Origin of the sequence: Acinetobacter sp. 22301 (assembly GCF_052045285.1) — a bacterium.
GTDB lineage: Bacteria > Pseudomonadota > Gammaproteobacteria > Pseudomonadales > Moraxellaceae > Acinetobacter > Acinetobacter pittii.
The window spans coordinates 333,892-359,589 of the sequence record NZ_JBQEOR010000001.1 but is presented as its reverse complement, the minus strand read 5'-3'; the positions used below and the strand labels follow the sequence as shown (position 1 = coordinate 359,589).

At 38.3% G+C, this 25,698-nt stretch carries 25 protein-coding genes; 14 read left to right on the top strand and 11 right to left on the bottom strand.

Going from position 1 to position 25,698, the window contains the following annotated elements; translation table 11 throughout:
- Positions 1 to 76: 76 nt before the first annotated feature.
- Positions 77 to 637 carry a PadR family transcriptional regulator gene (locus ACTJJH_RS01710; protein ID WP_174747918.1) on the top strand — a complete coding sequence of 187 codons (561 nt, stop codon included), beginning with the start codon at positions 77 to 79 and terminating at the stop codon, positions 635 to 637.
- Between the two features lie 2 nt (positions 638 to 639).
- On the top strand, positions 640 to 1,557 hold the full coding sequence (locus ACTJJH_RS01705) for an alpha/beta fold hydrolase (protein WP_002120883.1): 918 nt from the start codon (positions 640 to 642) through the stop codon (positions 1,555 to 1,557).
- Positions 1,558 to 1,604: 47 nt separating this feature from the next.
- On the opposite strand, the gene ACTJJH_RS01700 is transcribed toward ACTJJH_RS01705, so the two are convergent.
- The 6 genes from ACTJJH_RS01700 to argC form a co-directional block, all read right to left on the bottom strand.
- The gene (locus ACTJJH_RS01700) at positions 1,605 to 2,660 is read right to left on the bottom strand and encodes a 3-deoxy-7-phosphoheptulonate synthase (RefSeq protein WP_005069028.1); all 1,056 of its coding nucleotides are present in this window, start codon (positions 2,658 to 2,660) and stop codon (positions 1,605 to 1,607) included.
- Positions 2,661 to 3,085: 425 nt separating this feature from the next.
- Complete coding sequence (locus ACTJJH_RS01695) at positions 3,086 to 3,448, bottom strand: YnfA family protein (protein WP_005069026.1); 363 nt, start codon at positions 3,446 to 3,448, stop codon at positions 3,086 to 3,088.
- Between the two features lie 3 nt (positions 3,449 to 3,451).
- Complete coding sequence (gene clpA / locus ACTJJH_RS01690; protein ID WP_032036333.1) at positions 3,452 to 5,728, bottom strand: ATP-dependent Clp protease ATP-binding subunit ClpA; 2,277 nt, start codon at positions 5,726 to 5,728, stop codon at positions 3,452 to 3,454.
- 9 nt (positions 5,729 to 5,737) lie between these two features.
- Positions 5,738 to 6,151 (bottom strand): ATP-dependent Clp protease adapter ClpS, encoded by a 414-nt coding sequence (gene clpS / locus ACTJJH_RS01685; RefSeq protein ID WP_002121129.1) that lies wholly within the window; start codon positions 6,149 to 6,151, stop codon positions 5,738 to 5,740.
- 9 nt (positions 6,152 to 6,160) lie between these two features.
- On the bottom strand, positions 6,161 to 6,919 hold the full coding sequence (locus ACTJJH_RS01680; RefSeq protein ID WP_080759683.1) for a DUF6776 family protein: 759 nt from the start codon (positions 6,917 to 6,919) through the stop codon (positions 6,161 to 6,163).
- A 75-nt stretch (positions 6,920 to 6,994) separates the two neighbouring features.
- Positions 6,995 to 8,050, bottom strand: coding sequence for an N-acetyl-gamma-glutamyl-phosphate reductase (argC, locus tag ACTJJH_RS01675; RefSeq protein WP_080759682.1), 1,056 nt, complete (start codon positions 8,048 to 8,050; stop codon positions 6,995 to 6,997).
- A gap of 184 nt (positions 8,051 to 8,234) precedes the next feature.
- On the opposite strand from argC, the gene ACTJJH_RS01670 reads away from it, so the two are divergent.
- Positions 8,235 to 9,755, top strand: a complete 1,521-nt coding sequence (locus ACTJJH_RS01670; protein ID WP_440600607.1) for a hypothetical protein — start codon at positions 8,235 to 8,237, stop codon at positions 9,753 to 9,755.
- Here ACTJJH_RS01670 and ACTJJH_RS01665 read toward each other — a convergent pair.
- Positions 9,752 to 10,432, bottom strand: coding sequence for a YgjP family zinc-dependent metalloprotease (locus tag ACTJJH_RS01665; protein ID WP_033847246.1), 681 nt, complete (start codon positions 10,430 to 10,432; stop codon positions 9,752 to 9,754). The two genes, ACTJJH_RS01670 and ACTJJH_RS01665, sit on opposite strands and share 4 nt — an antisense overlap.
- On the bottom strand, positions 10,432 to 11,103 hold the full coding sequence (gene rpiA, locus ACTJJH_RS01660; RefSeq protein WP_440600606.1) for a ribose-5-phosphate isomerase RpiA: 672 nt from the start codon (positions 11,101 to 11,103) through the stop codon (positions 10,432 to 10,434). The genes ACTJJH_RS01665 and rpiA overlap by 1 nt, the downstream gene beginning before the upstream one ends.
- Positions 11,104 to 11,204: 101 nt before the next feature.
- Here rpiA and ilvA point away from each other — a divergent pair, with 101 nt between their 5' ends.
- From ilvA to ACTJJH_RS01645, 3 genes are all read left to right on the top strand, one after another.
- Positions 11,205 to 12,752, top strand: a complete 1,548-nt coding sequence (ilvA, locus tag ACTJJH_RS01655) for a threonine ammonia-lyase, biosynthetic (RefSeq protein ID WP_440600605.1) — start codon at positions 11,205 to 11,207, stop codon at positions 12,750 to 12,752.
- Positions 12,753 to 12,895: 143 nt separating this feature from the next.
- Positions 12,896 to 13,546, top strand: coding sequence for a potassium channel family protein (locus ACTJJH_RS01650; RefSeq protein WP_005069007.1), 651 nt, complete (start codon positions 12,896 to 12,898; stop codon positions 13,544 to 13,546).
- 18 nt (positions 13,547 to 13,564) lie between these two features.
- Positions 13,565 to 14,902, top strand: a complete 1,338-nt coding sequence (locus tag ACTJJH_RS01645) for a TrkH family potassium uptake protein (RefSeq protein WP_440600604.1) — start codon at positions 13,565 to 13,567, stop codon at positions 14,900 to 14,902.
- 39 nt (positions 14,903 to 14,941) lie between these two features.
- Here ACTJJH_RS01645 and ACTJJH_RS01640 read toward each other — a convergent pair whose 3' ends face one another.
- Complete coding sequence (locus ACTJJH_RS01640; protein WP_440600603.1) at positions 14,942 to 16,093, bottom strand: phospholipase A; 1,152 nt, start codon at positions 16,091 to 16,093, stop codon at positions 14,942 to 14,944.
- A 21-nt stretch (positions 16,094 to 16,114) separates the two neighbouring features.
- Positions 16,115 to 19,054 carry an insulinase family protein gene (locus tag ACTJJH_RS01635; protein ID WP_440600602.1) on the bottom strand — a complete coding sequence of 980 codons (2,940 nt, stop codon included), beginning with the start codon at positions 19,052 to 19,054 and terminating at the stop codon, positions 16,115 to 16,117.
- A gap of 382 nt (positions 19,055 to 19,436) precedes the next feature.
- On the opposite strand from ACTJJH_RS01635, the gene ACTJJH_RS01630 reads away from it, so the two are divergent.
- The 8 genes from ACTJJH_RS01630 (at position 19,437) to ACTJJH_RS01595 (ending at position 25,114) form a co-directional block, all read left to right on the top strand.
- Complete coding sequence (locus ACTJJH_RS01630; protein WP_068931032.1) at positions 19,437 to 20,441, top strand: adenosine kinase; 1,005 nt, start codon at positions 19,437 to 19,439, stop codon at positions 20,439 to 20,441.
- A 16-nt stretch (positions 20,442 to 20,457) separates the two neighbouring features.
- Positions 20,458 to 20,766 (top strand): Rieske (2Fe-2S) protein, encoded by a 309-nt coding sequence (locus ACTJJH_RS01625; protein ID WP_440600601.1) that lies wholly within the window; start codon positions 20,458 to 20,460, stop codon positions 20,764 to 20,766.
- A gap of 25 nt (positions 20,767 to 20,791) precedes the next feature.
- On the top strand, positions 20,792 to 21,400 hold the full coding sequence (locus ACTJJH_RS01620; RefSeq protein WP_002121106.1) for an OB-fold-containig protein: 609 nt from the start codon (positions 20,792 to 20,794) through the stop codon (positions 21,398 to 21,400).
- A gap of 379 nt (positions 21,401 to 21,779) precedes the next feature.
- Positions 21,780 to 21,974, top strand: coding sequence for a cytochrome oxidase putative small subunit CydP (cydP, locus tag ACTJJH_RS01615; protein WP_005073962.1), 195 nt, complete (start codon positions 21,780 to 21,782; stop codon positions 21,972 to 21,974).
- Positions 21,974 to 23,560 (top strand): cytochrome ubiquinol oxidase subunit I, encoded by a 1,587-nt coding sequence (locus ACTJJH_RS01610; RefSeq protein WP_033847259.1) that lies wholly within the window; start codon positions 21,974 to 21,976, stop codon positions 23,558 to 23,560. Before cydP ends, ACTJJH_RS01610 begins: the two co-directional genes overlap by 1 nt.
- A complete protein-coding gene (cydB, locus tag ACTJJH_RS01605) occupies positions 23,557 to 24,702 on the top strand; it encodes a cytochrome d ubiquinol oxidase subunit II (protein WP_440600600.1) in 1,146 nt (381 codons plus the stop codon). The genes ACTJJH_RS01610 and cydB overlap by 4 nt, the downstream gene beginning before the upstream one ends.
- A 10-nt stretch (positions 24,703 to 24,712) precedes the next feature.
- A complete protein-coding gene (gene cydX / locus ACTJJH_RS01600) occupies positions 24,713 to 24,814 on the top strand; it encodes a cytochrome bd-I oxidase subunit CydX (RefSeq protein ID WP_002120988.1) in 102 nt (33 codons plus the stop codon).
- Positions 24,815 to 25,114 (top strand): cyd operon YbgE family protein, encoded by a 300-nt coding sequence (locus ACTJJH_RS01595; RefSeq protein WP_081037740.1) that lies wholly within the window; start codon positions 24,815 to 24,817, stop codon positions 25,112 to 25,114.
- Between the two features lie 12 nt (positions 25,115 to 25,126).
- Here the strand turns inward: ACTJJH_RS01595 and ACTJJH_RS01590 are convergent, their stop codons facing one another.
- Positions 25,127 to 25,651 (bottom strand): GNAT family N-acetyltransferase, encoded by a 525-nt coding sequence (locus tag ACTJJH_RS01590; RefSeq protein WP_440600599.1) that lies wholly within the window; start codon positions 25,649 to 25,651, stop codon positions 25,127 to 25,129.
- Positions 25,652 to 25,698: the final 47 nt, after the last annotated feature.

Genomic DNA, 25,698 nt, shown 5'->3' with positions numbered 1-25,698 from the left:
CAAATTTTGACTTTTATGCAACATGTTGCATAATCTCATGAGTCACACTTTACTTTTGCTTACAAACTGGATTGCCATGTCACTTCCTCATGTTTTATTGACCAGCTTGCTTGAACGTCCAAGTACAGGGTTTGAACTTGCCCGTCGCTTTGACCGCTCAATGGGCTTTTTCTGGAATGCCACTCACCAGCAAATTTATCGTGAACTCAATAACATGCTTAAAAAAGGCTGGGTTTCCACTTTAGAAAATGAAATGGATAATGGCCGAAAAAAAACATATCAGGTCGAACAACTGGGTCGTATAGAACTGGCTTCATGGATGACGCAACAAAGTGAACCTGCGCAGCTTCGTGATGATTTAATGGTTAGATTGCGTGCAGAAGCACAATTGAGCAATAATCAGATATTACCTGAACTGTTAAGGCATCTTGGTTTACATCAAGAGAAGCTCAAACTTTATCAAAGTATTTATGATAAAGATTTTAAAGACAGTGATGATCTAAATGACCGTGTGTTATACATCCACAAAATGATCTTAGAACTTGGAATTACGATGGAAAGTGAATGGATCAAATGGTTGGAACAAGTCATCCCTCAATTAAAACGCTTTACCCAAGATAACCCATCTGGAGAATAGCCATGCCGTATTACACCATGCCCGATCGGGAAAATTTATTTGTACGCCGTGTTGGTCGTGGTGAGCCTGTTTTGGTTTTATCTGGCCTTGGCATGCAAAGTTGGCAGTGGCTACCGTTTATTTATGCAAACCGCAAAGAATATGAGTTTATTATTCCAGACTGGCGTGGTTTCGGTGGATCAAAGAATTGTGCAATTCCCGAGCAAGATGCCATTTCTAGTCATTGGCAAGATGTTGCTCATTTGATAGATCAATTAAAACTCGATAACTTTATCTTGATGGGTTATTCAATGGGCGCAACAACTGCCATGCATGGCATGAAACACGCTCAACTGGCACAGCAGTTAAAAGCCTATTTACATATTGATCAGACACCCAAAATATCAGTAGATTCAACTTGGGAATATGGTTTATTCGGCCCTCTTCACACCCAGTTCAAACAACTATTAAATGATATTTATCAATTATTGCTAAAGCATAAAAACGCCAAATATCTTTATGAACTATCTCTTCCAGATCGACAAGAACTAGTCCGTCTATGGGTAGATTTTATTGAGTTACAAAGTAGCAATCCATTTAGTCCACTAGTTTTTAAAACAGCTTTAAAACAGCCTTTTCTACAAAAATATTTATTACCTATTCAACGTTTAGATTACTTGTTTTGGTATGTTGAAAACTATCTTTATCATAATGAAGATTATCGAGAAGCAATTCAGCAGTTAGCATGTCCTACCACTTTCTTTATTGGTCGTAATTCGACACTTTATCCAGAAACTGGGCAAACGCTCATTGCACATAGTGTTGAGCATGCAAAAGCAATATATTTTGAACGCTCAGGTCACACCCCTTTATTAACAGAACCTAAAAAGTTTGGGCATGAAATTACTACATTCTTATCCGAACTCAAACATGCTTCTTAAAAAATAAAGGGATCTATTTATAGATCCCTTTTTAAAATCTAAAATAATTAAGCGGAATGAGCTAATTCTTTTGTCTTTAATTGCTTCGAGACATTTAATAAAAGCTGCTCTGTTTTTTCCCACCCTAAACAACCATCAGTTACTGACTGGCCATAAGTCATATCACAAGAAATCTTTTGGTTACCATCAACCAAATGACTTTCAATCATGACACCTCGAACTTGTGTTTTTAAACGTTCAGCAACGATTTGCTGTAAAACTTCTGGCTGACGCAATGGATCCTTACCGCTGTTACCATGACTACAATCAATCACCAGTGCAGGTAAATTTTGTTTGTACTTTTCGCGTATCGCCTGAATTGAAGCTAAATCGTAATTTGGTCCATGATTTGCACCACGCAAGATCAAATGTGGTAATGGATTTCCAGCACTCTGAATCACTGAAGGCAAGCCTTGTTGATTCATTCCTAAAAATTGATGTTCATTTTGCGCGGACTGAATCGCATCTAATGCAATCTGAATTGAGCCATCAGTACCATTCTTGAAACCAATACTGTATGGCATATGACTTGAGATTTCACGGTGAATCTGAGATTCGCTTGTACGAGCCCCAATTGCACCCCAAGCCAATAAATCATCAAAATAGCCAGTTGCCATTGGACTTAAAATTTCACTCGCAATTGGCAAACCCTTTTCAATAATCTGTAGGTAGAGTTCACGAGATTTTTCCAAACCAAGTTGTAAATTTGATGAACCATCTAAATTTGGATCATACATGAACCCTTTCCAACCAACTGTGGTACGTGGTTTTTCAATGTATGTGCGCATCACGATAAAAATCTGATCTTTAACTTTTTCTTGTAATTTTTGCAGTTTTTCAGCGTATTCAAGTACTGCAACTGGATCATGAATTGAACAAGGCCCTGTAATTACCATTAGACGATGATCGTTGCCGTTAAGAATATTTTGAATAATTTGGCGATGTTCGGCAATTTGACGTGCGAAAGAGTGTGCAAGCGGGTATTTCGCTTTTAACTGGATAGGTAAACTAACTGGTGTTTCTTTTGTATTGGTTTGAGTCAGTAAAGTATTTAGGGCATTCATTGGTTTTTTCCTTGGGACTGCAATCTACTCAGTCCGATCATTTATTTGAGCGTTTTGGATCTATTCGTTGGTAAAGGTAAGCAAAAGTAAAACCAATAAAAGTTGCTAAAGTACGAATAAGTCATGTTGTTCATTTTAAGTTCCTCGATTCTAAAAAAATAAAGCATAAAAAAACCTGATCGGGGTTGCCGATCAGGTATTAACTGTGATGGGCAACTTTCTTATGCCCGAATACGCTCAGGCAACTATCTAAATTGCCAAAAGTAATAATAAGCGTTAGTGTTCACAGATTGATTTAACATCTTTATCTCAAATATTAAAAAATGTTCCTTAAAACTAAAATACGCATTGTTGATGAGTTTGACAAGTCTTTTTTTTGAAAAAAACTTCTTATTTTCTCGCTTAAGATTTGATTCAATGATGCATTAACGAATCAACCCTTGAGGTTGCAAAATAATTAAACCAGCTCCACAAAGCACAATTAGACCACCTAATATATCCCATCTTGTTAATCCCACCTGATCAACAAAGCGTAGCCACATAAGCGCAGTAAAAATATAGATACCGCCATAGGCCGCATAAATGCGCCCAGAAGCTGCCGGATGTAAAGTCAACAACCATACAAAGATAGCCAGACTTAAGACCGTAGGTAGCCACAGCCAAGCCGACTTACCCTCTTTTAAAATCAGATAAGGAAAATAACAACCAAGAATTTCAGCAATTGCCGTGATAATAAATAACCCGAATACACTGAGTATTCGGGTTATAGCAAGACTATCAATTAACATAAGTTATGCTGGTTCTGCCGTATGATGATCTTCAAACACTTCAAGTTTTAAGCCGACAGCTTTACCATCTTCTTTTTTCACCGATACAGCCACGTTACCACCATGATCTGCAAGTTCACCAAACAGAATCATTTCAGCGAGTGGTTTCTTCAAGTGCTCTTGAATGAGACGTTGCATTGGACGAGCACCCATCAAACGATCATAACCATTTGTAGCTAACCAATCTCGTGCACTTTGATCAACATCCAGAACAACTTGTTTTTCATCCAATTGCGCTTGTAATTCTGTCAAGAATTTGTCGACTACAGACTCAATCACAGTTGTTGGCAATGCTTTGAATTGAATAACACCATCTAAACGGTTACGGAACTCTGGAGAGAAAGCACGTTTCATCGCTTCTTGGTTATCAGAACTATGATCTTGTTCCGTGAAACCAATGCTCGCGCGAGAAATACTTTCTGCTCCAATATTCGTAGTCAGAACAATAATCACATTTCTAAAGTCTGACTTACGTCCATTGTTATCCGTTAAAGCGCCATGATCCATGATTTGTAGCAATAGATTAAACACATCTGGATGTGCTTTTTCAATTTCATCAAGCAACAAGACACAATGCGGATTTTTGTGAATCGCATCAGTAAGCAAACCACCTTGGTCATAACCCACATACCCTGGAGGTGCACCAATTAAGCGTGAAACTGCATGACGTTCCATATATTCAGACATATCGAAACGTACAAGCTCTACACCCAATAATTTAGCGAGTTGCTTAGTAACCTCAGTTTTACCTACACCTGTTGGACCAGCAAAAACAAAACTACCCACTGGTTTATCTGGTGACTTCAATCCAGCACGAGATAACTTGATCGCTGAGCCTAATGCAGTAATTGCTTCATCTTGACCAAACACCACACGTTTCAAATCACGCTCAAGATTTTCAAGCACTGACTTATCATCTTTAGACACAGTTTTTGGTGGAATACGAGCAATCTTAGAAACGATATCTTCGATATTCTCTACGGTAATCAAGCTATCATCAGTTTCAGCTTTCAAACGGCGTTGAGCACCTGCTTCATCAATGACATCAATTGCCTTATCTGGCAAGAAACGATCATTAATGAATTTAGCAGAAAGCTCTACAGCTGATACCAAAGCCTTATCGTCATATTGTACGTGGTGGAAATCTTCAAACTTAGTTTTCAATCCACGTAAAATATCAATCGTTTCAGCAATACTTGGCTCATTGACATCAATCTTTTGGAAACGACGAGATAACGCATGGTCTTTTTCAAAAACCTGACGATATTCTTGGAAAGTCGTTGAACCAATACAACGTAAAGTACCATTAGCTAAAGCTGGCTTAATAAGATTTGATGCATCCATTGTGCTGCCCATACTTGAGCCTGCACCAATGATCATATGAATCTCATCAATGAATAAAATCGCATTTGGATTTTTCTTCAATGCATTAAGCAATTGTTTTAAACGCTTTTCAAAGTCACCGCGATATTTAGTTCCAGCAACTAATGCACCAATGTCTAGACTATAGATTTCAGCCTGACTTAAAGGTTTAGGCGCCTTACCATTCACAATTAACCATGCCAAACCTTCAGCAATCGAGGTTTTACCCACACCCGGATCACCTACAAGCAATGGATTGTTTTTGCGACGGCGACACAGAATTTGAGCTGTACGCTCAATTTCTTTTTCACGACCAATCAATGGGTCTGTTTTGCCTTTTTGCGCTTCAACATTTAGATTCAGCGTATAAAGCTCAAGTGGCCCTGCATTGCTTGCGCTAGTTTCACCTTCAATATCTTCAACTTCTTCTTCAACTTGTACTTCGTCTTTACGTGTCCCATGAGACAAGTATTGAGTCAATGTCAAACGATTGATTTGATGACGTTTAAGTAAATACACAGCAAAAGAATCACGCTCTGAATACATTGCGACCAAAACATCTGCACCTTCAACAGTACGATCGCCGCCACTTGATTGCACGTGAAAAATAGCACGTTGCAAAATGCGGTCGAAACTTTCTGTTGGATGAGGCGCTTGCTCGCTATTTTCGCCAAGCTTAGGAGTATGTTGTTCTACATATTCTTCTAATTCTTTACGCAAAGAAACTATATCAGCCCCGCATGCTTTTAATGCATTCACGGCTGAATCGTTGTCGAGTAGTGCTAATAATAAATGTTCAACTGTAAGAAACTCATGTCTCTTTTGACGAGCCATGCTAACAGCCAAACGTAATGATACTTCTAATTGACGACTGAGCATGTAACCCCCTTATGCTTTAGGCTCAATCTGGCAAAGTAATGGATGACCTTGCGATCGAGCGTAATTATTAACAAGGTTTGCCTTAGTTTCCGCGATGTCTCTTGGATAGACTCCGGCAATACCTTTACCTTCATAGTGTACTGTTAGCATTACTTGAGTTGCTTGGTCAAGATTCATTGCAAAGTATTGTTGTAAAATTTCAATTACAAAGTCCATTGGAGTGTAATCGTCATTCATTAATACGACTGCATATAATGGGGGACGCTTGAGTTCAGGAGGAGCTGTTTGTACAACAACCTCTCCATCATGATCTTCGTTTTGCGAATCACTTAAGCGTGGGTGGAAGTGCCAATCGACATAGCCAGACTGCTGAAAAGAAGCCTTGATATCTTTTAAATTTGTTTGACGCTTATTTGTTCGCATAGGATGTTACTATTGTGAATTTGCTTCAGCTTGAGGAATTTCTGCCACGAAAGCAGAAGATGTTTCGACAGGTTTACCACGCTGCCAACTAAAACGTTTAATAATCGGTGTATCAGAACCACCAGTTAAACGCACCTCAATAAATTGAGGCGTGAAACCTTTAGGCATTGTCCAACGACCGGTTAAGCGCTCAAAGTCAGTAAAGTTAAAGTTCTTCGCTTCAAGCGGTACGACTAAAACTTCAGTATCTTTAATCAATCTGATTTCAACCGAACCCAAAGCACGGCGCTTACTTGGACTTACTTGGACTAAATCTAGCTGATATTCATAAGCGTTTTCAGGTAAAGGTTTAATTGCCAGATTTTGGATTGTTAAGCTCAAACCACCGCGCTGTCTCAAAATCTCACGGTAGATATTACTCATACCTTCTTGCTGAGTCTTATCGGCGTTCGCTTGATTAAGCGCTTCAAACAGATCATTTGCATTTGTCACAGCCACATCACGCTCTTGCACCGCTGCATTAAGGCTTTTGTTAACTGCATCTAAAGCTGTTTTTTGCTTTTGCACCACTTCAACCAATTGCTCCGCATCTGCATCGTAACCAACAACAGTTAAACCTTGACGGTGCCCAATTGTATAGCCGAGCGCAAAACAACCACTCATTAAAATAGCAGCACCAATAAACAAAGGCTTATTAGTGTTTAAAAAATTTTTCTTTTGCAACGAACTTTCTGCCGAAGTCGTCTGTCCAGAGTTTTGCATCGTCATCTCAGTGTTCAAGATCAGAGTCAAGACACACATTTAAATCGAAATTTAAATGTGTGTGAAGCAAAAAAGAGTTTTTTATGGTAATAAACCAATCCCTTGTAAGCCTTCATCTTCACTAAAGCCAAACATAAGGTTCATATTTTGTACAGCCTGACCAGATGCACCTTTTACAAGGTTATCTTGAGCTGCCAAAATAATCAGTTTATTTGGTTGTGGTTTATATAATGCAATACGAAGTTCATTCGCACCACGTACACTACGTGTTTCAGGTGAACTATTCGCAGGCATAACATCTACGAATTTTTCATTAGCATAGAAGTTTTCATACAAAGCTTGTAAGTCTGTCTGCTTACCAGCTTCTGTCAAATCTACATAAATTGTACTCAGCATACCGCGAATCATCGGTACTAGATGCGGAACAAATAAGAGCCCATCAAATCCGCCCTTTTGTCCTGCAATATTTTCTAAGGCTTCTACAATTTCTGGATGGTGACGATGACCTGCAACACCATATGCTTTAAAGTTATCAGCGTTTTCACTATAAATCATGCCCAAGCTTGCTTTACGGCCAGCACCAGAAACACCAGACTTCGCATCAATAATAATATTTTTGGTTTCAATCAGGGCTTGTGCTGATTTTAATAGTGGCGCTAAACCTAATTGAACAGTCGTTGGATAGCAACCAGGGTTACCAATAACTTGAGCTTGTTTAATTTTTTCGCGGTTTAACTCAGTTAGACCATATACAGAATCTTTTAGTACATCTGGACAAGCATGCTCCATGCCATACCATTTTTCAAATTGTTCAAGATCTTGTAAGCGAAAGTCTGCTGCTAAATCAATAACTTTAGTTCCAGCTGCAATTAAATCTTTGGCATGTTGCATGGCAACACCATGTGGCGTTGCAAAAAATACAACATCACACTCTTTTAATGCATCAATGTTTAAATCTGAAAATTGAAGATCTGTATGTCCACGTAAATTAGGGAACATATCTGCAACTGGTTTGCCCGCTTCTGTACGTGAAGTAAGAACTCGAACCTGCGCTTTAGGATGTCGTAATAAAATACGTAATAGTTCAACGCCTGTATAACCCGTTCCACCAACAATTCCGACAGAAATCACGTGCATTACCTCAATTTTTGAATCTATACTTGGGCAGTAGTATGACAGGATGTCCAAGCTTACAAAACCATTTCATGCTTGGTAATTTTAATTTTTTTAATTTTAGCGACAATCAGATAGCACTTACTGGACTGTCATAACCACATAAATATCAGCAAATAAATACCAGATTAATTTTTGGAGAGCTAGGATGCTTCAACAATCAAAAGAAACAAAATTACGCACGTACCTTGGCTTGAGCACATTCATTTTAAGTGTAGCCCTTACTGGTTGCGGAGGTGGAGGTAGTAGTGGAGGCAGTTCACCCACTACACCAACGCCAGTTGACCCTACACCTGAAGCAACAACTGATGTTACTTTAAAAACCCCTGTAGAAATGCGTAATATCCAGCTTAAAGTATATGACAACACCAACAACGCTGTTCTAGTGGATACTTCTATTGCGAGTTTAAATAGCTTTAATGTCAAAATTCCTACTGCAAAATTGAATCGTTTATATCGCGTAGAAATTACAACTCAAAGCTCATCTCAAGTGTTTGACCCCATTACTCCACAATACCAAAATTTGTCAGGTATTTATCATGCATTTATTACACCAAACAGTGTAAGTGGCAGAATCCAATTCATTAGCCCAAGCAGTGAAGCAGTTTATCAACGAGCTGTCATACGTTCAGGACAACTCCCTCAAGAAACGGTTGACCCAACCCGTATTGAGCAATTACATGTGGATTTAGCTTCTCAAGATGTCTACAAATCGTTAATGAATGCGTTTAAAGATGGTGACATTCCAAGTTTAAGTCCAGCTAATTCCCTTCTGAATTTAACTTTATTGCGATACTCAACTACTAAACCTAGTACATATGTAGATAGTTATCTTAGCTTTGGTTACTTACAATATTGGTCAACAATTCATGGCGGAGCAAACACCTACCAAGAACTTGTTAAAAGTTTAGCAACTGATTTAAAAGATGGCTTTTTGGATGGGAAAAAACTTCATGGGGATCAAACACCCTTCACTCCTATTTTCACACCTGCTCCAGATAATATTGATCCACTAAAAAATACGCTGTTAGATATTGCAGCTAATCAAAAAGTAACGCGCGATTACTTTGGAACCAACCTAAAAGCATCTACTTTGCAATTGGCTCAGGCTAATTCACAACAGTCTTTAGATCAGACGGGTTATGAACTTCTACAAAAAAAACAATATACAGGAATTGTTCCTACTGTAAATTCAACAACATTCATTCGCATTGACGGTGCTGGAGATTACCGTAGAGCTGTTGGGTTTACCACCACAGCGACGTGTAATGGATCAACCTATCCATGCAAACAAGGCTTAACTAGCATCAACCTATCAGATCCAAACCTACCAGCTACAGACTATTTAGTGGGCCACTATGAAGACACCTCAACTGGATGTCAGCTTAATTTTCGTGCGAACGGTCAAATCGACTTGAGTAAAGGCTCACAAATTTATCGTGCTGCTTTAAGTGCTGATAGTACCGATAATTTATTGCAAACAGATGCTGCCAGCTCAAGTTATTTACTCAATTCAAGTTCAGCCGAACCAAATAACTCGACGCAACAATACAACTTTATCCAATTATCTATTAAAGCAAATAAGATTATTAGTGCTAAAGCAGGTTTAGATAGCCGGAAAGCACCCGATAGCTTACAAACACCGCAACTAGAATGTGCCTTTAGTTAAGCTGAAACATACCACCATGCAGGCAATGGATTTGATTTAAGTTGTCTGCGGTGTTTTTGAAAATATGGATCGTATTTTTCAACTTCTGCCCAAAATGCAGGACTATGGTCAAAATGTTTAGTATGCGCCAACTCATGAATAGCCACATAGCGAGCAATTTCATGTGACATAAGCACCAGCCCTGCATGTAGCATAATATTATGCTGACTACTACAACTTCCCCACCGAGTTTTCGGGCGGCGAATTGTGCATTCCCTATAAGCCAATTGAGTGTGCTCACTTAATTCTTTCAAAAGCTCTGGTAATTCTTGTTTCGCATAAGCAATAACTGCGTTTTGCAATGCCAAATATGGCTGTGTGTCTTTAATAAATAAAGAATTGTTTTCCCAGTCGAATTGAAAAACACGATGCTGCTTTTGAACAACGACTTGAAATGGCTGTTCTTTATTAAAGAAATAAATTTCTGAAGGAATATCAATGGATGCCGATTGGACGTTTTGTTGCTTATTCCATGTCTCGGTTAACCATTGTTCAGATTGTGCTAAAAAATGCTGAATTTGTTTTTTACTACAAAATAAAGGAACCGTAAGACGGATTGAAGCAGGCTCAACACGTAAGCGCAATTTTCGTGCTCTTACGTGTCGAACGATTTTAATCTCTGGCATTTTTGCAGACATTACTGTGCTGTACGCTCTTCAATACCATTATTCGTTGCAACAATTGCAATCGTTGCAGGATTTAAGGCGAAGATACCGTTAGTTACCACACCAGGAATATTGTTAATTATTTTTTCCAGTTCAATAGCATTTAAAATATTAAGATTGAAAACATCCAAAATAACATTCCCGTTATCTGTAACTACACCCTCACGATAAACTGGGTCACCACCTAAACTTACCAATTTACGAGCTACAGCCGAACGCGCCATTGGAATAACTTCTACTGGAAGTGGAAAATCACGTCCAAGTTGATCAACCCATTTTGAATCATCAACAATACACACAAACTTCTTAGCAATTGATGCAACAATTTTCTCACGTGTTAATGCAGCACCGCCACCTTTAATCATATGCATATGGCGATCAATCTCATCTGCACCATCAACATAAGCATCTAGGCTACCTACATGGTTCATATCAACCACTTCAATACCAAGTTTTTTAAGACGATCAGCAGTTGCTTGAGAACTTGCCACAGCTGCTTCTAATTGTAATTCTGGGAGTAAATCAATTAAAAAATTTACAGTACTTCCAGTTCCAACACCCAAAATGCCACCTTTGGGTAAGTGTTTTAAAGCAGCTTTCGCAGCAGCTTGTTTCTTTTCATCTTGGGTTGCATATAGGCTCATTACATCACTCAACTATTTTTTGACATTTATGCGCCAATAAACGGCGCAAATGCACAAGGGTTTGCTACAATAATTTCCTATTTTAAACTGTTATAGGGAAGATGAACATGCTGTCTCGTGTGGTACGACAAATTTTACAAGCAACGGTTTATGATGTTGCAATTGAAACACCTCTCGAAGCAGCTCCACGAATTAGTCAAAAATTAAACAATACAATTCGTTTTAAGCGTGAAGATTTACAACCCGTTTTTTCTTTTAAATTACGCGGTGCCTATAACCGTATTAGTCAATTACCAAAAGAACAACTTGAACGCGGAGTAATTTGCGCCTCTGCTGGCAACCATGCTCAAGGCGTAGCATTGTCAGGACAAAGACTAGGAATTCCAGCTATTATTGTTATGCCAAGCACAACACCTGACATTAAAGTTCAGGCTGTTAAACGCTTAGGTGGCCAAGTCGTGTTACATGGCGATAGCTTTGATATCGCAAATAAATATGCTCAACAACGTGCAGAAGTTGAAGGTCTTGTATTTATTCCACCTTATGACGACGAGCTTGTCATTGCAGGTCAAGGCACAATTGCCAATGAAATATTACGTCAATGGCGTGATGTAGAATATGTGTTTGTTGCTGTAGGTGGTGGTGGCCTTATCTCAGGCGTAGCTGCTTACCTTGGTGAAGTTGCACCGCACGTAAAAGTTGTTGGTGTTGAATATGAAGAGTCTGCTTGTTTAAAAGCAGCTTTAGAAGCAAATGAACGTGTAATTTTGCCACATGTAGGCCTATTTGCAGATGGTACAGCTGTTGCACAAATTGGTGCTTTACCATTTGATATTATTCGTTTGCGCAAATCTGATAATTCAGGACCAATTGTTGATCCTGATATTGTCACTGTGAATACAGATGAAATCTGTGCAGCAATTAAAGACACATTTGATGAAAACCGCAGCATTGTTGAACCTTCTGGAGCAATGGCTTTAGCGGGTATCAAAAAATATATTCACGAGCATAAAATCAGTAATAAAAATATGGTGTCGATTGTTTGCGGCGCCAATATGAATTTTGACCGCCTACGCTATATTGCCGAACGCACCGAGTTAGGTGAGCAACGTGAAGCGATTTATGCAGTTACCTTATCTGAAGAAAAAGGCGCATTCTTAGGCTTCTGTCGTGCTTTACAAGGTCGCAATATCACTGAGTTTAACTATCGCGCAAACAATACAGACGAAGCGCAAGTATTCGTCGGTATTAGTTTAAAAGGTGGAGATGCAGAGCGTCATGAAATTTTGGAACAATTAAAACAACAAAATTATGTAGTTGATGATCTCTCTGATGATGAAGTTGCCAAATTACATATTCGTTATTTAATTGGTGGTCACGCAAATCTAGATGATGAAAGATTGTTCCGTGTTGAGTTCCCTGAACGTCCAGGCGCCCTCTTAACATTCTTAACTCGTTTAGGTCCAACTCACAACATTACCCTCTTCCATTACCGTAACCATGGTGCAGCAGAAGGACGTGTTTTAGTTGGCTTACAAGCAACCGATGCGAAACAAAACCCTGACGGATTGATTGAAACGCTTGAGCAGATTAATTATCCGTATGCAGAAATTACTGATAATGTTGGCTACAAACGTTTCTTGAAATAATCTTTAGTTTTAATGAACAAGCCGACAAAGTTGTCGGCTTTTTTATACAATCTTTTATATTTCTAGCATCTTTACATTGCTTCTCTTTATCTTAAAGAAAATATCCTTAAAAATAATGATCTAACTCGGAAAAAAGGAACAACATGGCACAGTTTGCAGTCATTGGCTTAGGTAGTTTTGGAGCAACAGTTGCTCAAGAACTCACAAAATTGAATCATGATGTTATTGGCATCGATACGGTAAAAAAGAATGTCGAAAATCTTGCCGACGTTTTAACTCATGCCGTCATTGCTGATGCTACTGACGAACATGTGCTTGATGAATTAAACATTCAGAACTGTGATGCGGTCGTTGTTGCAATTGGTGAAGATATTGAAGCCAGTATTTTGTGTGTACTGAACTTAAAAAATCTCGGCATTGATAAAATTTGGGTAAAGGCAAAAACCAAAGCTCATCACACCATTTTGTCACACCTTAATATCAATAAGATTATTCATCCTGAAGAAGATATGGGGGTAAGAGTTGCTCAAGCCCTGAATTACCCAATGGTAAGTCGCTATATGTCTTTAGAAGATGATCATTACATTATCAAAATTGAGATCCCAGATAAGCTTAATGGCATCAATTTATATGGCATTATGCAGCAAGCTCCTCAAGTCAAAACATTGCTCGTGAAAAGACAGCAACAAATTTTGTTTGAGACTGAAGAAAATTTCACTTTGCAAACACATGATATTCTTATTTTAGAAGGTCATTTATCACAGTTAAAGAAACTTTCTAATTGCTTCTTATAAGAAAACGAACTCTAGAATATGTCCATATATCCCAAGCCTCATAAAACGTTAAATTTAAGCCCTCCTTCTCTTTTAGCGCTAGGGTTTTTAGGCTTTATTACTTTTGGCACTTTATTGCTTAAATTGCCATTTGCGAATACAGGCAATGTCAGTTGGATGGATGCGCTTTTTACAGCCACCTCAGCAGTTACCATTACCGGTCTATCCGTTTTAAATATTCATGAGTCTTTTACCCTCTTTGGGCAAACTATTATTTTATTGCTGATCCAGTCTGGCGGTTTGGGATTTATGACTTTTGCGATATTGGCAGCATTAAGTTTGTCACCAAAAGTTGGTCTTAAACAGCAAATGATGGCTCAAGATAGTCTCGGGCAAACGAGCCTATCTAAAGTTACTTTTGTTGCTAAAGGCGTTGTCACCTATACTCTTATTTTTGAGCTGATTGGTACAATTATTCTCACGACTGCTTTTACACCAACATACGGGTTTGCACGTGGTTTATATTATGCAGTTTTTTATAGCATTTCCTCATTCAACAATGCTGGTTTTTCATTATTTTCCAATAGTTTAATAAATTTCCAAAGTAACTATATTATTTGTATAACCATTAGCATCCTTTACACTTTAGGTGGTCTTGGTTTTTTAGTACTCATGGATATTAAGCAAAACAAAAGATGGAAAAAACTAACGCCAAATAGCAAACTTATTCTGACAACCATTGCAATTATTAACCTCGTTGCGTTTATTTTAATATGGGCTTTAGAAGCTCAAAATCCCGCGACTTTAGGGATGTTAAACTCAGGTGAACAAGCATTAAACGCTTGGTTTCAGGCAACAGTTCCACGATCTTCAGGCTTTAATACCATTGATACAGGTGCAATGACCAACAGTAGCTCACTACTAATGATGTTATTGATGTTTATTGGTGGTGGTTCACTGAGTACAGCGGGTGGAATCAAAGTTGGAACCTTTGTCATTTTAGTACTTAGTGTAATTTCATTTTTACGCCGTACAGATGAAATTAGAATATTTAATCACTCTGTATCGCACGAAACCACCTATAAAGCATTAGCAGTGACTGCTATTACGAGCATACTGATTTTCATTGGTTTCTTTATTCTTTTACTTTTAGAACCTAAAGCAGATTTTATGAATTTGCTTTTTGAGGTTGTTTCTGCCGCATGTACAGTGGGTCTCTCTCGTGGAATCACACCTGATTTACATAACGGTAGTTTATTTATTTTAAGCCTACTCATGTTTGCTGGAAGGCTTGGGCCTTTAACACTCGCCTATTTAATCGCTACTCCTAAAAAGAGCCGGCTTAAACATCCTCAAGCCAACATCCAAATTGGATAATAAAAAAGCCGCTTTAAAAGCGGCTTTTCTTATAGCGTCTTAGTACCAATTCAAGAGCGACACACCCAAACCAGCATAAGTTGCTCGATGGTTATAATCAATCAAGCTTTCACCATAACCATTAAACAACTGGAAATGTCCGCGTAATTTGCCACTGATTGGAAAAGCCCAGTCAAATTGCACAGCACCATGAGAGTCATCACCACCTTTCAATGAATGACGCAGCATTAAAGAGAAGTCATTCTGCTTCCACTTATAAAACGCTGTTAAATCACCACGACCAATGTAATCTTCCATATCCGGATTATTATCATCTTTACTATCTTCTTCAAGACGAATCCATGGACGAAGCATTAAAGCAAAATTACCACGCTCCAATCCAACATTAAAAATTACACGGTTCCAGCTACGAGATAATGGATCTGAACGACCATTTGACTGATGGTTTAAGGTAACTCCAAGCAAACGCCCATCTAAACCAAGCAACTCGTAGTTCGTTCTAAACATTAAACTTGCTTCTGGCTCATAGTTCGTTTCACGGAATGGGCGAGATTCTTCAGCATTGAACGTCTGCCAGCGTGAAGATTGTGTATACCCTACCCACAAATCACCATTATTTCCAAAAATATTTTCCCAAGCTTTGGTTTTCAAAGAAATCTGAAACTTACTTTCTGTTGATTTCAGATTCTGAGCATCCGTTACAGTATTATTTGGATTTGGACTACTCGGGAATTCATTCTTGTCACTGGTCCAAAATACAGGTAGTAAATAGACTGGCTGATAAGCACGAATATTCCAAACACCTAGCTTACTTTTTTCAGATAATTCCCAACGTTGATCTAGCAAAGAAGTAGTAGGTTCAAGTGTAGGTGCTTTACCAATCACTTTAATATTACTAACCGTGTCTACCACCTTCTCTTTAAATGTTTCTGGTTGAACAGCAGGCTGATCAATTTTTTTAACAGGCTCAGGTACTACCGCAGCTTGTACAACAGGTAGAGTTGCTGGCTTAAATACAGAGTCGTAACAAGCCAGACGATCGGCATTCGAAGCAAGAGCAACACATGCATCAACTGTGGCAGGGTTTGCTGGAGCTAAGGTATCAGCATATGTTACAGACGCACATAAACAGCTAAACACGATTCCCATGCTTAGCTGCAAAGATGTGCGTTCAAATTGTTTGAACGCCATGTTCAATCTCCAATTTTTATTTTAATTAACTTGTTGAATGGTAAAACCTAATTGCTGCAATTCATCACGTTTAACAAATGGCGCAACTACAGCTTTTACAGGAGTTTGCTCTGCCAAATATTGACGAGCAACACGTTTTAAATCATCCAATGTTACATGCAACAATCTTTCACGCAAAGTACGGCGGAAAGCTGGAGTTCTCGCATGCAACAATGCATAACATGCTGTAATCGCTTCACCTGCTGGAGAGCCTGGTTTATCCATACTTGCCACTAAACCAAGAATTGCCTCTTCAAGCTGATGAGGTTGTTGCTCGGTATTTAATAACCATTGCACGCTTGCTTCAAAGTCTTTAAACGTCTCTGCTAAACGTGGGTCACGGTAGCTAAAGAAACGGAATGAACACGCATTTCCATCATAACTAGCACCGCCACCATAAGCACCACCTTTTTCACGGATAGCACTGTGCAAGAATCCGTTACGTAAATAAGCTGCCAATACCATTAATGGAGCTGCATCTGGATGTGATACTTCTACGGCTTGATATGCAGACGCACAGAATTGAACGTTTGCCTGAATTAACCATGCTTCATGATTATTATCATTAGCTTGTTCTACTTGAGTTAACTCAGTTGTAGCTGTATCAACATTCAATTTATCCCAAACATTCTGGATTTCTTCAACCAAACGTTCAGATTGATGTTCTTCACACACTAGTAAGAACTGTTTAGGTGCTTGCAATAACTTACTATGAATACGTTTTAATTCTGTAATCAGCTCATCGTAAGCGGCATCATCTTGGGTAATTTTAGTAACAAGCTCACCCAACCAGTTCAATGCACCTAAACCTGTGTTTTGATAGTCACGTTGAGCCAAGGCACTCATGTTACGAGAAGCAATCTGCATCGCATAGCTATGACCTGATCCAGAAAGACGAGATTGCCAACGTGTTTTACGTTGTTGCAATAACTCGATAATTCGTTCTTTCTCATCAAATCGGAGCTGTTCAAATGCTAATTTTAATAAATGAATTGCATCAAATTTCTGAGTCAACGATTTAGTCGTTAAAGTCAGCCAAGCACTAATTTTATCTTTATCATCAACTTTACTACGTAAAGAGGCACCCATTCCTAAACCACCACTTACAGCGGTTTGTAAGTTTTGTAGTTCAAGATAGCCATATTCGCCTGCACCTACTTCACCCATCAAAATAGAAAGCAAATTGAAATAAGGCGACTTCACAATATCTTCAGGAATCTGAATAAGTACTTGTTGATAGTAAATTCCGTTAGTACCAGCATGATACAAGTTCAACGGCGTATCCATACGATTACAAATAATTTCGCGTAACTGACCTTGCACAATATGCAAGTCAGCAGGTACATCTTCCAAACCTACTTTTGGCAATAACTCAAGATTATCAGGAGTGTCCTGACGTTCCTCTAAAGCCTTAGTCTTAGCAATGATTTCAGCCTTATCAGCATCTGTTAGCTTTTCACCAATAGCCGCTAAACGAGCTTTTTCCGCTTCTTGCTCTTTTACAGACTTGGTTGGGTCTGGAACTAAAGTCATCTGCACGCGATGAGGGTTGTCGAGCAAATGTGTTTGAATCAGATTTGATAGCCACATTGGGTCTTTCAACTCTTCTTTAACCTGTGCAATTGCGCTGTCGACGTCCCATATTTGAATTGGGTCATTATAGTGAATCGCACCACTTAAACCATTTAAAATTAGACTTAAACCATACGGTGTACCATCACCATTAATTTCACGTTGATGTAACTCGATTTGATGCAAAATTGCATCGACTAAGTTACTATCAATTGGTTTAGCAGCAACATCACGCAGAATATTTAAAACACCATCTCTAAAACTTTGCGCATGTTCAGGATTTGAACCTTGAACACCACAGTAGAAAGTCATTTCAAAATTACTATCGTCTACACCCATTAATGGGCCTGTTGATTGAGCATAACCGCAAGTTTCTAAGTAATGACGGAGTGGTGAAGCTGAATTTTCTAATAAAATTCCTTCAACTAAACGCATTCCTAAACGCAATTTAATGTCATTTGCTTCTGGTAATAACCAAGATAAAACATGATAAGTCTTATCTTTTAAATCATCGCTATCAACACCATAGTTCTCTGTTACTTCAATTGGCGCTGCTAAACGTTTTTCAGGCTTAGAATATAAAGTTGTTCCAGCAGAAAACTTATGTAGAGCTAGTTTTTCAAATTGCTCTTGCAACTCGTATGCTGTTTGATTACCAAAGGTCATGAATACAGCATTACTTGGATGGTAATGTACTTTATAAAAATCAACTAACTGCTCATACGTTAAATCAGGAATATCTTTCGGATCACCACCTGAGTTGTAATGATAGGTCGTTTCAGGAAATAAATGATGGGCCAACTGATGATAAAGTTGGTCAGACGGTGCACTCATCGCACCTTTCATTTCATTAAAAACAACACCTTTATAAACAGGTTGACCATTTTCAAGTTCAATACGAATACCTTCTTGAGCAAAATCAAGTGGATTCAAATTGGCAGCAAATGCCGCATCAAGATAAACAGAAAGTAAGTTTTGAAAATCTTTTTTGTTTTGAGTAGCGAATGGATATGCTGTCCAATCTGCTGCTGTAAATGCGTTCATAAAAGTATTTAAAGAACGACGAATCATTAAAAAGAATGGATCACGTACCGGAAACTTTTCAGAGCCACACAAAGCCGTATGTTCTAAAATATGTGCCGTGCCTTTAGAGTCCATAGGCTGGGTTCTAAAAGCAACAAGAAATACATTTTCATCATAATCAGTTGCCAAGTGATAATGCACCGCACCTGTGACTTTATGCTTATATTCAGACACTAAAATATCTAATGCTTCTACATGGTGCTGACGTAGCAACTGAAACGCAGGGTGAACAGTTTGAGAAATGGTTTCAGTGACATCTACAGTCATGTGATCTCCTAACATATCGGATAAGTGAATAAGTCTCATTATAGCCTGAGTCAGCTTGAGATTGGCGAACAAAAGCCAAGTAAAATACTATGTTTTTGTTGAGTATTAGTTTTCATTGGCACAGCTTTGATATCAAGCACATAGCCATGAATGTTTTATCCTACCAGAACAAAAGCTTTTAATTCTATGTATATGTTAGGTATTGAATAAAAAAGCTGATCAATTTTATCTCAACGAGCTATTTGTGAGTCTAAAGAATTTTCACACAATAATATTTTTCCACTAATTTTTGATTTAACTGAATTTTATTCAACAAACTACAGCAAATCCAAGCAATGGTGTAAACTTAGCAACCTGATTTTTTTATTTTGTGACAACACATATGGCAACTGTAGATCTTTTTGCAATTGGTAATGCATTAATCGACCAAGAATTTAAAGTGTCTGATGATTTTCTTAGTCAACAAGGTTTGCAAAAAGGCACCATGCAGTTGTCCGATGGCGACACTCAATCTGCTCTTTATGGGGAGTTAAAACAGCATCAAGATTATAAAGGTCAAGCAAGTGGTGGTTCTGCTGCGAATACTACTGTAGCCTTTAGCGCATTAGGTGGAAGTGCTTTTTATGGTTGCCGCGTTGGTAACGATGATTTGGGTTCAATTTATCTGCAAGGTTTAAATGAAGCTGGCATCCAAACCACTCCAAAATCAATCAGTGAAGGCGTGACAGGTACCTGCATGGTACTCATTAGTCCTGACTCTGAACGTACAATGCATACTTATTTAGGCATCACTGCTGAACTTTCTCAAGATCAAATCGACTTTGAACCGTTAAAAACAGCAAAATGGCTTTATATTGAAGGTTATCTTTCTACAAGTGAAACAGCGCGCAAAGCTGTAAAACAAGCCAGAGAAATTGCAAAAGCAAATGATGTTAAGATTGCTTTATCTCTTTCAGATCCTGCCATGGTGCAATACGCTCGCGAAGGCTTAGAAGAGCTCATGGATGATGGCGTAGATTTACTATTTTGTAATGAACAAGAAGCCTTAATGTATACAAATACAACAACTGTTGAAGATGCTCTTGCTCAATTACGTTTTAAAAATCATACAGTAGTCATTACACAAAGTGCTAAAGGTGCTTTAGTTTCTAACTCTACTCAACATTTCCATGTTGCAGGTCGCCACGTAGAAGCCGTTGATACAAATGGTGCTGGCGATGCATTTGCTGGCGCATTCCTTTATGCCCTAAACCATCATCAAGATTTGAATGCTGCTGCACAGTTAGCTGTCTTAATTTCTAGTGAAGTTGTTTCTCAATTTGGCCCACGTTTAGCGATTAATGATTATGCTAAACTTCTTGAAAATTTTCAGAAGGAATGTGCTTGAAATGGAAAGGATCTGTATGACGGAAGAAGTTCCTGAGCGTGAAGCTAGAGCTTTTGACACTTTACAAGGAATTACTATTTTCATTACACAACGTGATGGCGCATTCTATGCTTACCAAAACTTATGCCCTCACTTGCAAACAGAGCTTGAATATTTAGAAAATCAATTTCTTGATCAAGACCAAGAATATATTCAATGTTCTACCCATGGTGCTTTATTCACTGTGGAAACAGGCGAATGTATCTCAGGACCATGTTTAGGTGATTTTTTAAATAAAGTTGAGATTAAAGTACATTCAGATGGCGGTATCTATATCGTAGACTGAAGCGATCAACATTAGAGTTTCTGCCATGGCTGATTTCTTTTTCAATTATTATCTTATGCCATTTCACTTAAGTGTAGTGGCTTTGATATTACTCAGCGTGGTAGAAACTATTGGTATGTATATTGGACTTCGTCCAAGTCAATTACTCAAAAAAATTGCGCCTGTTTGGCTTTCTAACTCGCCACTACTTAACGTTAAATTTTCTAAAGCTTTAATTTTCGTTTTTTTACTTATCAATTTTAGTTTTGCAGGCTATTTTTTACAGCTCTCTTTCTTTGCAATCCAGCATTATTTTATTTCACCATTTTATTTAATCGTCCCAGCTCTTGTCATCGCAATCTTTTTTACTGTGTTCATGATTCACTGCCTTGACCAAGTAATTAAACCAAAGCTTACTCATACAAACTATAATCTTCTAGGACGCTTAGCGACAGTTTCTAGTGGTAATGCTAGACCTGGATTTTCTGCCCAAGCGCGAGTGCGTGATGAATTCGGCCAGCTCCATTACGTTCAAGTCGAACCAGAATACGGCGAACTCGAATTATACTCACAAGTTATCCTTGTAAGAGTGCATAAAAGCCATTATGTAGCCAAGAAAATTTCTGTATCAAACGATCTTTTCGCCCCCGATTAAATTCTCACTACTATTCTATTTACTTGCTGCTTTTTGCAGGCTTTATTACGTCTATATTTTATTATTTTCTTTTTAATTAATTATTTATTATTCCAACTATTTTAGTTTGAAATAGTATTTATAAATATAATATACAACCATTTTGGTTGGTATTAAATTAAAACAAACCATTTTAATCAACTTAATATTTTTTATTTACAAGTGTTTTAGTAGGATTTAATAATCAATTAAAACCATTTTAGTATAGTATTTATTTTAAAATATTAAGTGTTTGTTTTATATAAATTAATTATTTAAATATTCATTTAAAATATATTTAATGTTTATTTTTATTATATTTTGATTAATAATAAAATTAATATCAAATGAGGTTTAATTTATGAGCCTTAATTTTAAAAATCTTAATGGTCGTTTAGTTAAAGAAATCACTATTATTCTAATAATAAAAATAGTGCTTCTCTTAACGATCAAACATATTTGGTTTGATGCTCCCACCATCCCCAAAAATTTTGACAATCAGGTCGCCGAGCATATTGCCGGCGATAACATTTCCCACATTAAGGAGACACGTTGATGATTTCTGAAAGCGTGGTTGATCTTTCGCGGTTTCAATTTGCGATGACCGCAATGTATCACTTTCTTTTCGTCCCTTTAACTCTAGGTTTGGCATTTATCCTTGCCATCATGGAAACCACTTATGTCATTTCCGGTAAAGAAATTTACAAGGATATGACTAAATTTTGGGGAAAATTATTTGGTATTAACTTTGCTTTAGGGGTAACAACTGGCTTAACAATGGAGTTCCAATTTGGAACAAACTGGGCTTATTACTCACACTATGTAGGTGATATTTTTGGTGCTCCATTAGCAATTGAAGGCCTTATGGCATTCTTTCTTGAGTCTACATTTATTGGTTTATTCTTCTTCGGATGGGACCGTTTAAGTAAGGTTCAGCATCTAGGCGTAACGTGGTTAGTCGCTCTAGGTTCTAATATGTCAGCACTCTGGATTTTAGTGGCGAATGGTTGGATGCAAAACCCAGTAGGTGCTACATTTAACTTTGAAACGATGCGTATGGAGTTAGTTGATTTCGGCGCGCTGATCTTTAACCCTGTAGCTCAGGTGAAATTCGTGCATACCGTTTCTGCGGGCTATGTAACTGGTGCAATTTTTGTACTCGCCATCTCAAGCTATTACTTACTTAAAAAACGTGATCTTCCTTTCGCACGCCGCTCTTTTGCAATTGCTGCCATTTTCGGTCTCGCATCTACACTTTCAGTGATTTTGTTAGGTGATGAATCTGGCTATGAACTCGGTGATGTTCAAAAAACTAAACTCGCTGCGATCGAAGCCGAATGGGATACTCATCCTGCTCCTGCTCCGTTTACTTTGTTTGGTGTACCAAACCATGAAGAGATGCGGACAGATTACGCAGTTAAAATTCCATATGCATTAGGTTTAATTGCAACTCGTTCAACAACCAAAGAAGTTACTGGTCTTAAAGATCTCATGCAACAGCATGAAGTTCGTATTCGCAACGGTATGCTTGCCTATGCCGAACTTGAAAAATTACGTGCAGGTGATCGTTCACCAGAGTTATTAGCCTCTTTTGAAAAAAATCAAAAAGATTTAGGTTATGGCCTACTTCTTAAGAAATATGCACCGAATGTAGTTGATGCAAGCGAGCAAAATATTAAAGCTGCTGTAAAAGATACTGTTCCAAATGTTACAGCGCTATTTTTCTCTTTCCGCGCAATGGTTGCCTCTGGTTTCTTAATGCTATTACTCTTCGTTTTAGCGACTTGGGCTGTAGCAAAAAGAAATGCTGAAAATAAACCTTGGCTACTGAAATATGCATTGCTGGCTCTACCGCTTCCTTGGATTGCTGCACAAACTGGCTGGTATGTAGCTGAAGGTGGTCGTCAACCATGGTCTATTGGTGAAATTCTACCAACCCACCTCTCTACTTCTAGTTTAAGTACTGGTGACGTATGGGGTTCGATTATTGCGCTAGCAGCGTTCTACACGGCTCTTTTGATTATTGAAATGTATTTAATGATCAAATTTGCTCGCTTAGGACCAAGCTCTCTACACACTGGCAAATATCATTTTGAAAAGCAAGAACCGAAAGCAGCGGTTAATGGGGAGGCCTTATCATGATTGAATATGAATTATTGAAAATCATTTGGTGGGTGTTAGTTGGCGTACTTCTGATCGGCTTTGCTCTTACCGATGGCTTTGATATGGGGTCTATGGCTCTCATGCCTTTCGTTGGAAAAACCGATAGCGAACGCCGTGCTGCAATCAATACCATTGCCCCACACTGGGATGGTAATCAGGTTTGGTTTATTACAGCAGGTGGGGCACTATTTGCTGCATGGCCAATGGTTTACTCAGTCGCTTTCTCAGGCATGTACTGGGCACTTTTGTTAGTTCTATTTGCACTTTTCCTAAGACCTGTAGGTTTCGATTATCGCTCTAAACTTGAAAATACCAAATGGCGTAACTCTTGGGACTGGGGTCTGTGCATCGGTGGTGCTGTTCCAGCGCTTGTGTTTGGTGTGGCCTTCGGTAATTTGTTTTTAGGTATTCCTTTTAGTTTAGATAGCACATTACGCTCTGAATATACAGGTAGCTTTTTTGCCCTTCTTAACCCCTTTGCTTTAGTTTGCGGTGTGGTAAGTCTGTCTATGCTTTGTGCACATGGCGGTGCATGGCTCATGCTACGTACTGATGAAGCTTTAAAACAGCGCTCTGCCAAGGCCACTCAAATTATGGCGATTATATTTTTAATTTGTTTCCTTGTAATTGGAGCATGGCTGTATTTTGGGCAAGTTCCAGGTTATAGCTATGCTGTTGCTATAGACCCAAATACTGCGCTTAACCCTTTAGCTAAAGAAGTGGTTACCAATAGCAATCCTGGTTGGATGAACAATTACAGCACCTATCCAGTGACTAAAGTTGCCCCTGTTCTTGCCATATTAGGCGCAATCATTGCAATTTTTGCTTCTTCAAAAGTAAAAGCAGGCTTAAGTTTTACTGGTACAAGTTTAATGATTGTAGGAGCAATTTTAACTGCTGGTTTTGCCCTATTCCCATTCCTACTTCCATCTAGTATCAATCCTAACTCTAGCTTGACAATGTGGGATGCTGTATCAAGTCACCTTACTTTAGGCGTTATGACGGTTGCTGCCTGCATTTTTGTTCCTCTTATTTTGATCTATACCAGTTGGTCTTATTACAAAATGTGGGGAGTCATCACTAACAAACATATCGAGTCAAACTCGCATAGCTTGTATTAAGGAGAAAACTATGTGGTATTTCGCATGGATCCTAGGCATTTTGATGGCATGTTTTGCGGGCGTACTCAGCGCACTTTATATCGAACACCATCAAGATTTAGATGAGGAATAAATGATGGCAAAAGCAATGGCAGCATCAAATCATCGAAAAGCTCAAGCATTTGCAATGGCCCTTTCTTTTCTGTTGGCATTGCCTCTTGCTGCAATTTTGTTGGTTTATCCTTCACTCATGCTAGATGCAAACGGGCACTACAATCATAGCCAGCTTATGCTGGTGATGATTGGTATTTCTGGTGGCTTTATTTACGGAGTGGGTTTCGTACCTAACTTCTGGTTATGGAAATGGCTATTTAGCCCGTGGGTGGCTTGGCCTCTCATGCTTTTAGGCTATTACATCTGGTTCCTAACCTAAATCAAAAAGACCTCATCTGAGGTCTTTTTTCATTTCAACCAATTTAATAGGGACCCTTGGCACCCCTACATTTGCTTCAACCGGATATGGCTGCTTATTACCCGTTTTCATATATCCACGTCTTTCATAATAAGCGATCAATTCAGAACGGACATCTAGCACATACATTAAAGCGCTGGTCAGATGGGGATCTTCTTTCAATGCATATTGCTCTGCATATTCTAAAACAGATCGACCCACTCTCATATTTTGAACTTGAGGATCAGTACAAAATGTTCCAATCTCAACCTGATTATTTTCAAATGTAAGCCCAATACAAGCAATAAGCTTAGAAGCAGAAGTTTCCGATATCAATAATGTTGAATTCCTAAGTTGTAGTTGTTCTTCTAATTGAAACTCTGTAATACGCTGTCCTTCTACCCAATCAAGTTCTGTTGTCCAACTTCTATCTTGTTGTTCTCGATAGGACTTATTAATTAAAGCTACAAGTTGTGGAATATCAGGAAATTGAGCTGAACGGAAATTTAAATTATTCATAAAATATACTTAGGCTATTTATAAAAATTCTAAAAATAAAGCCGATA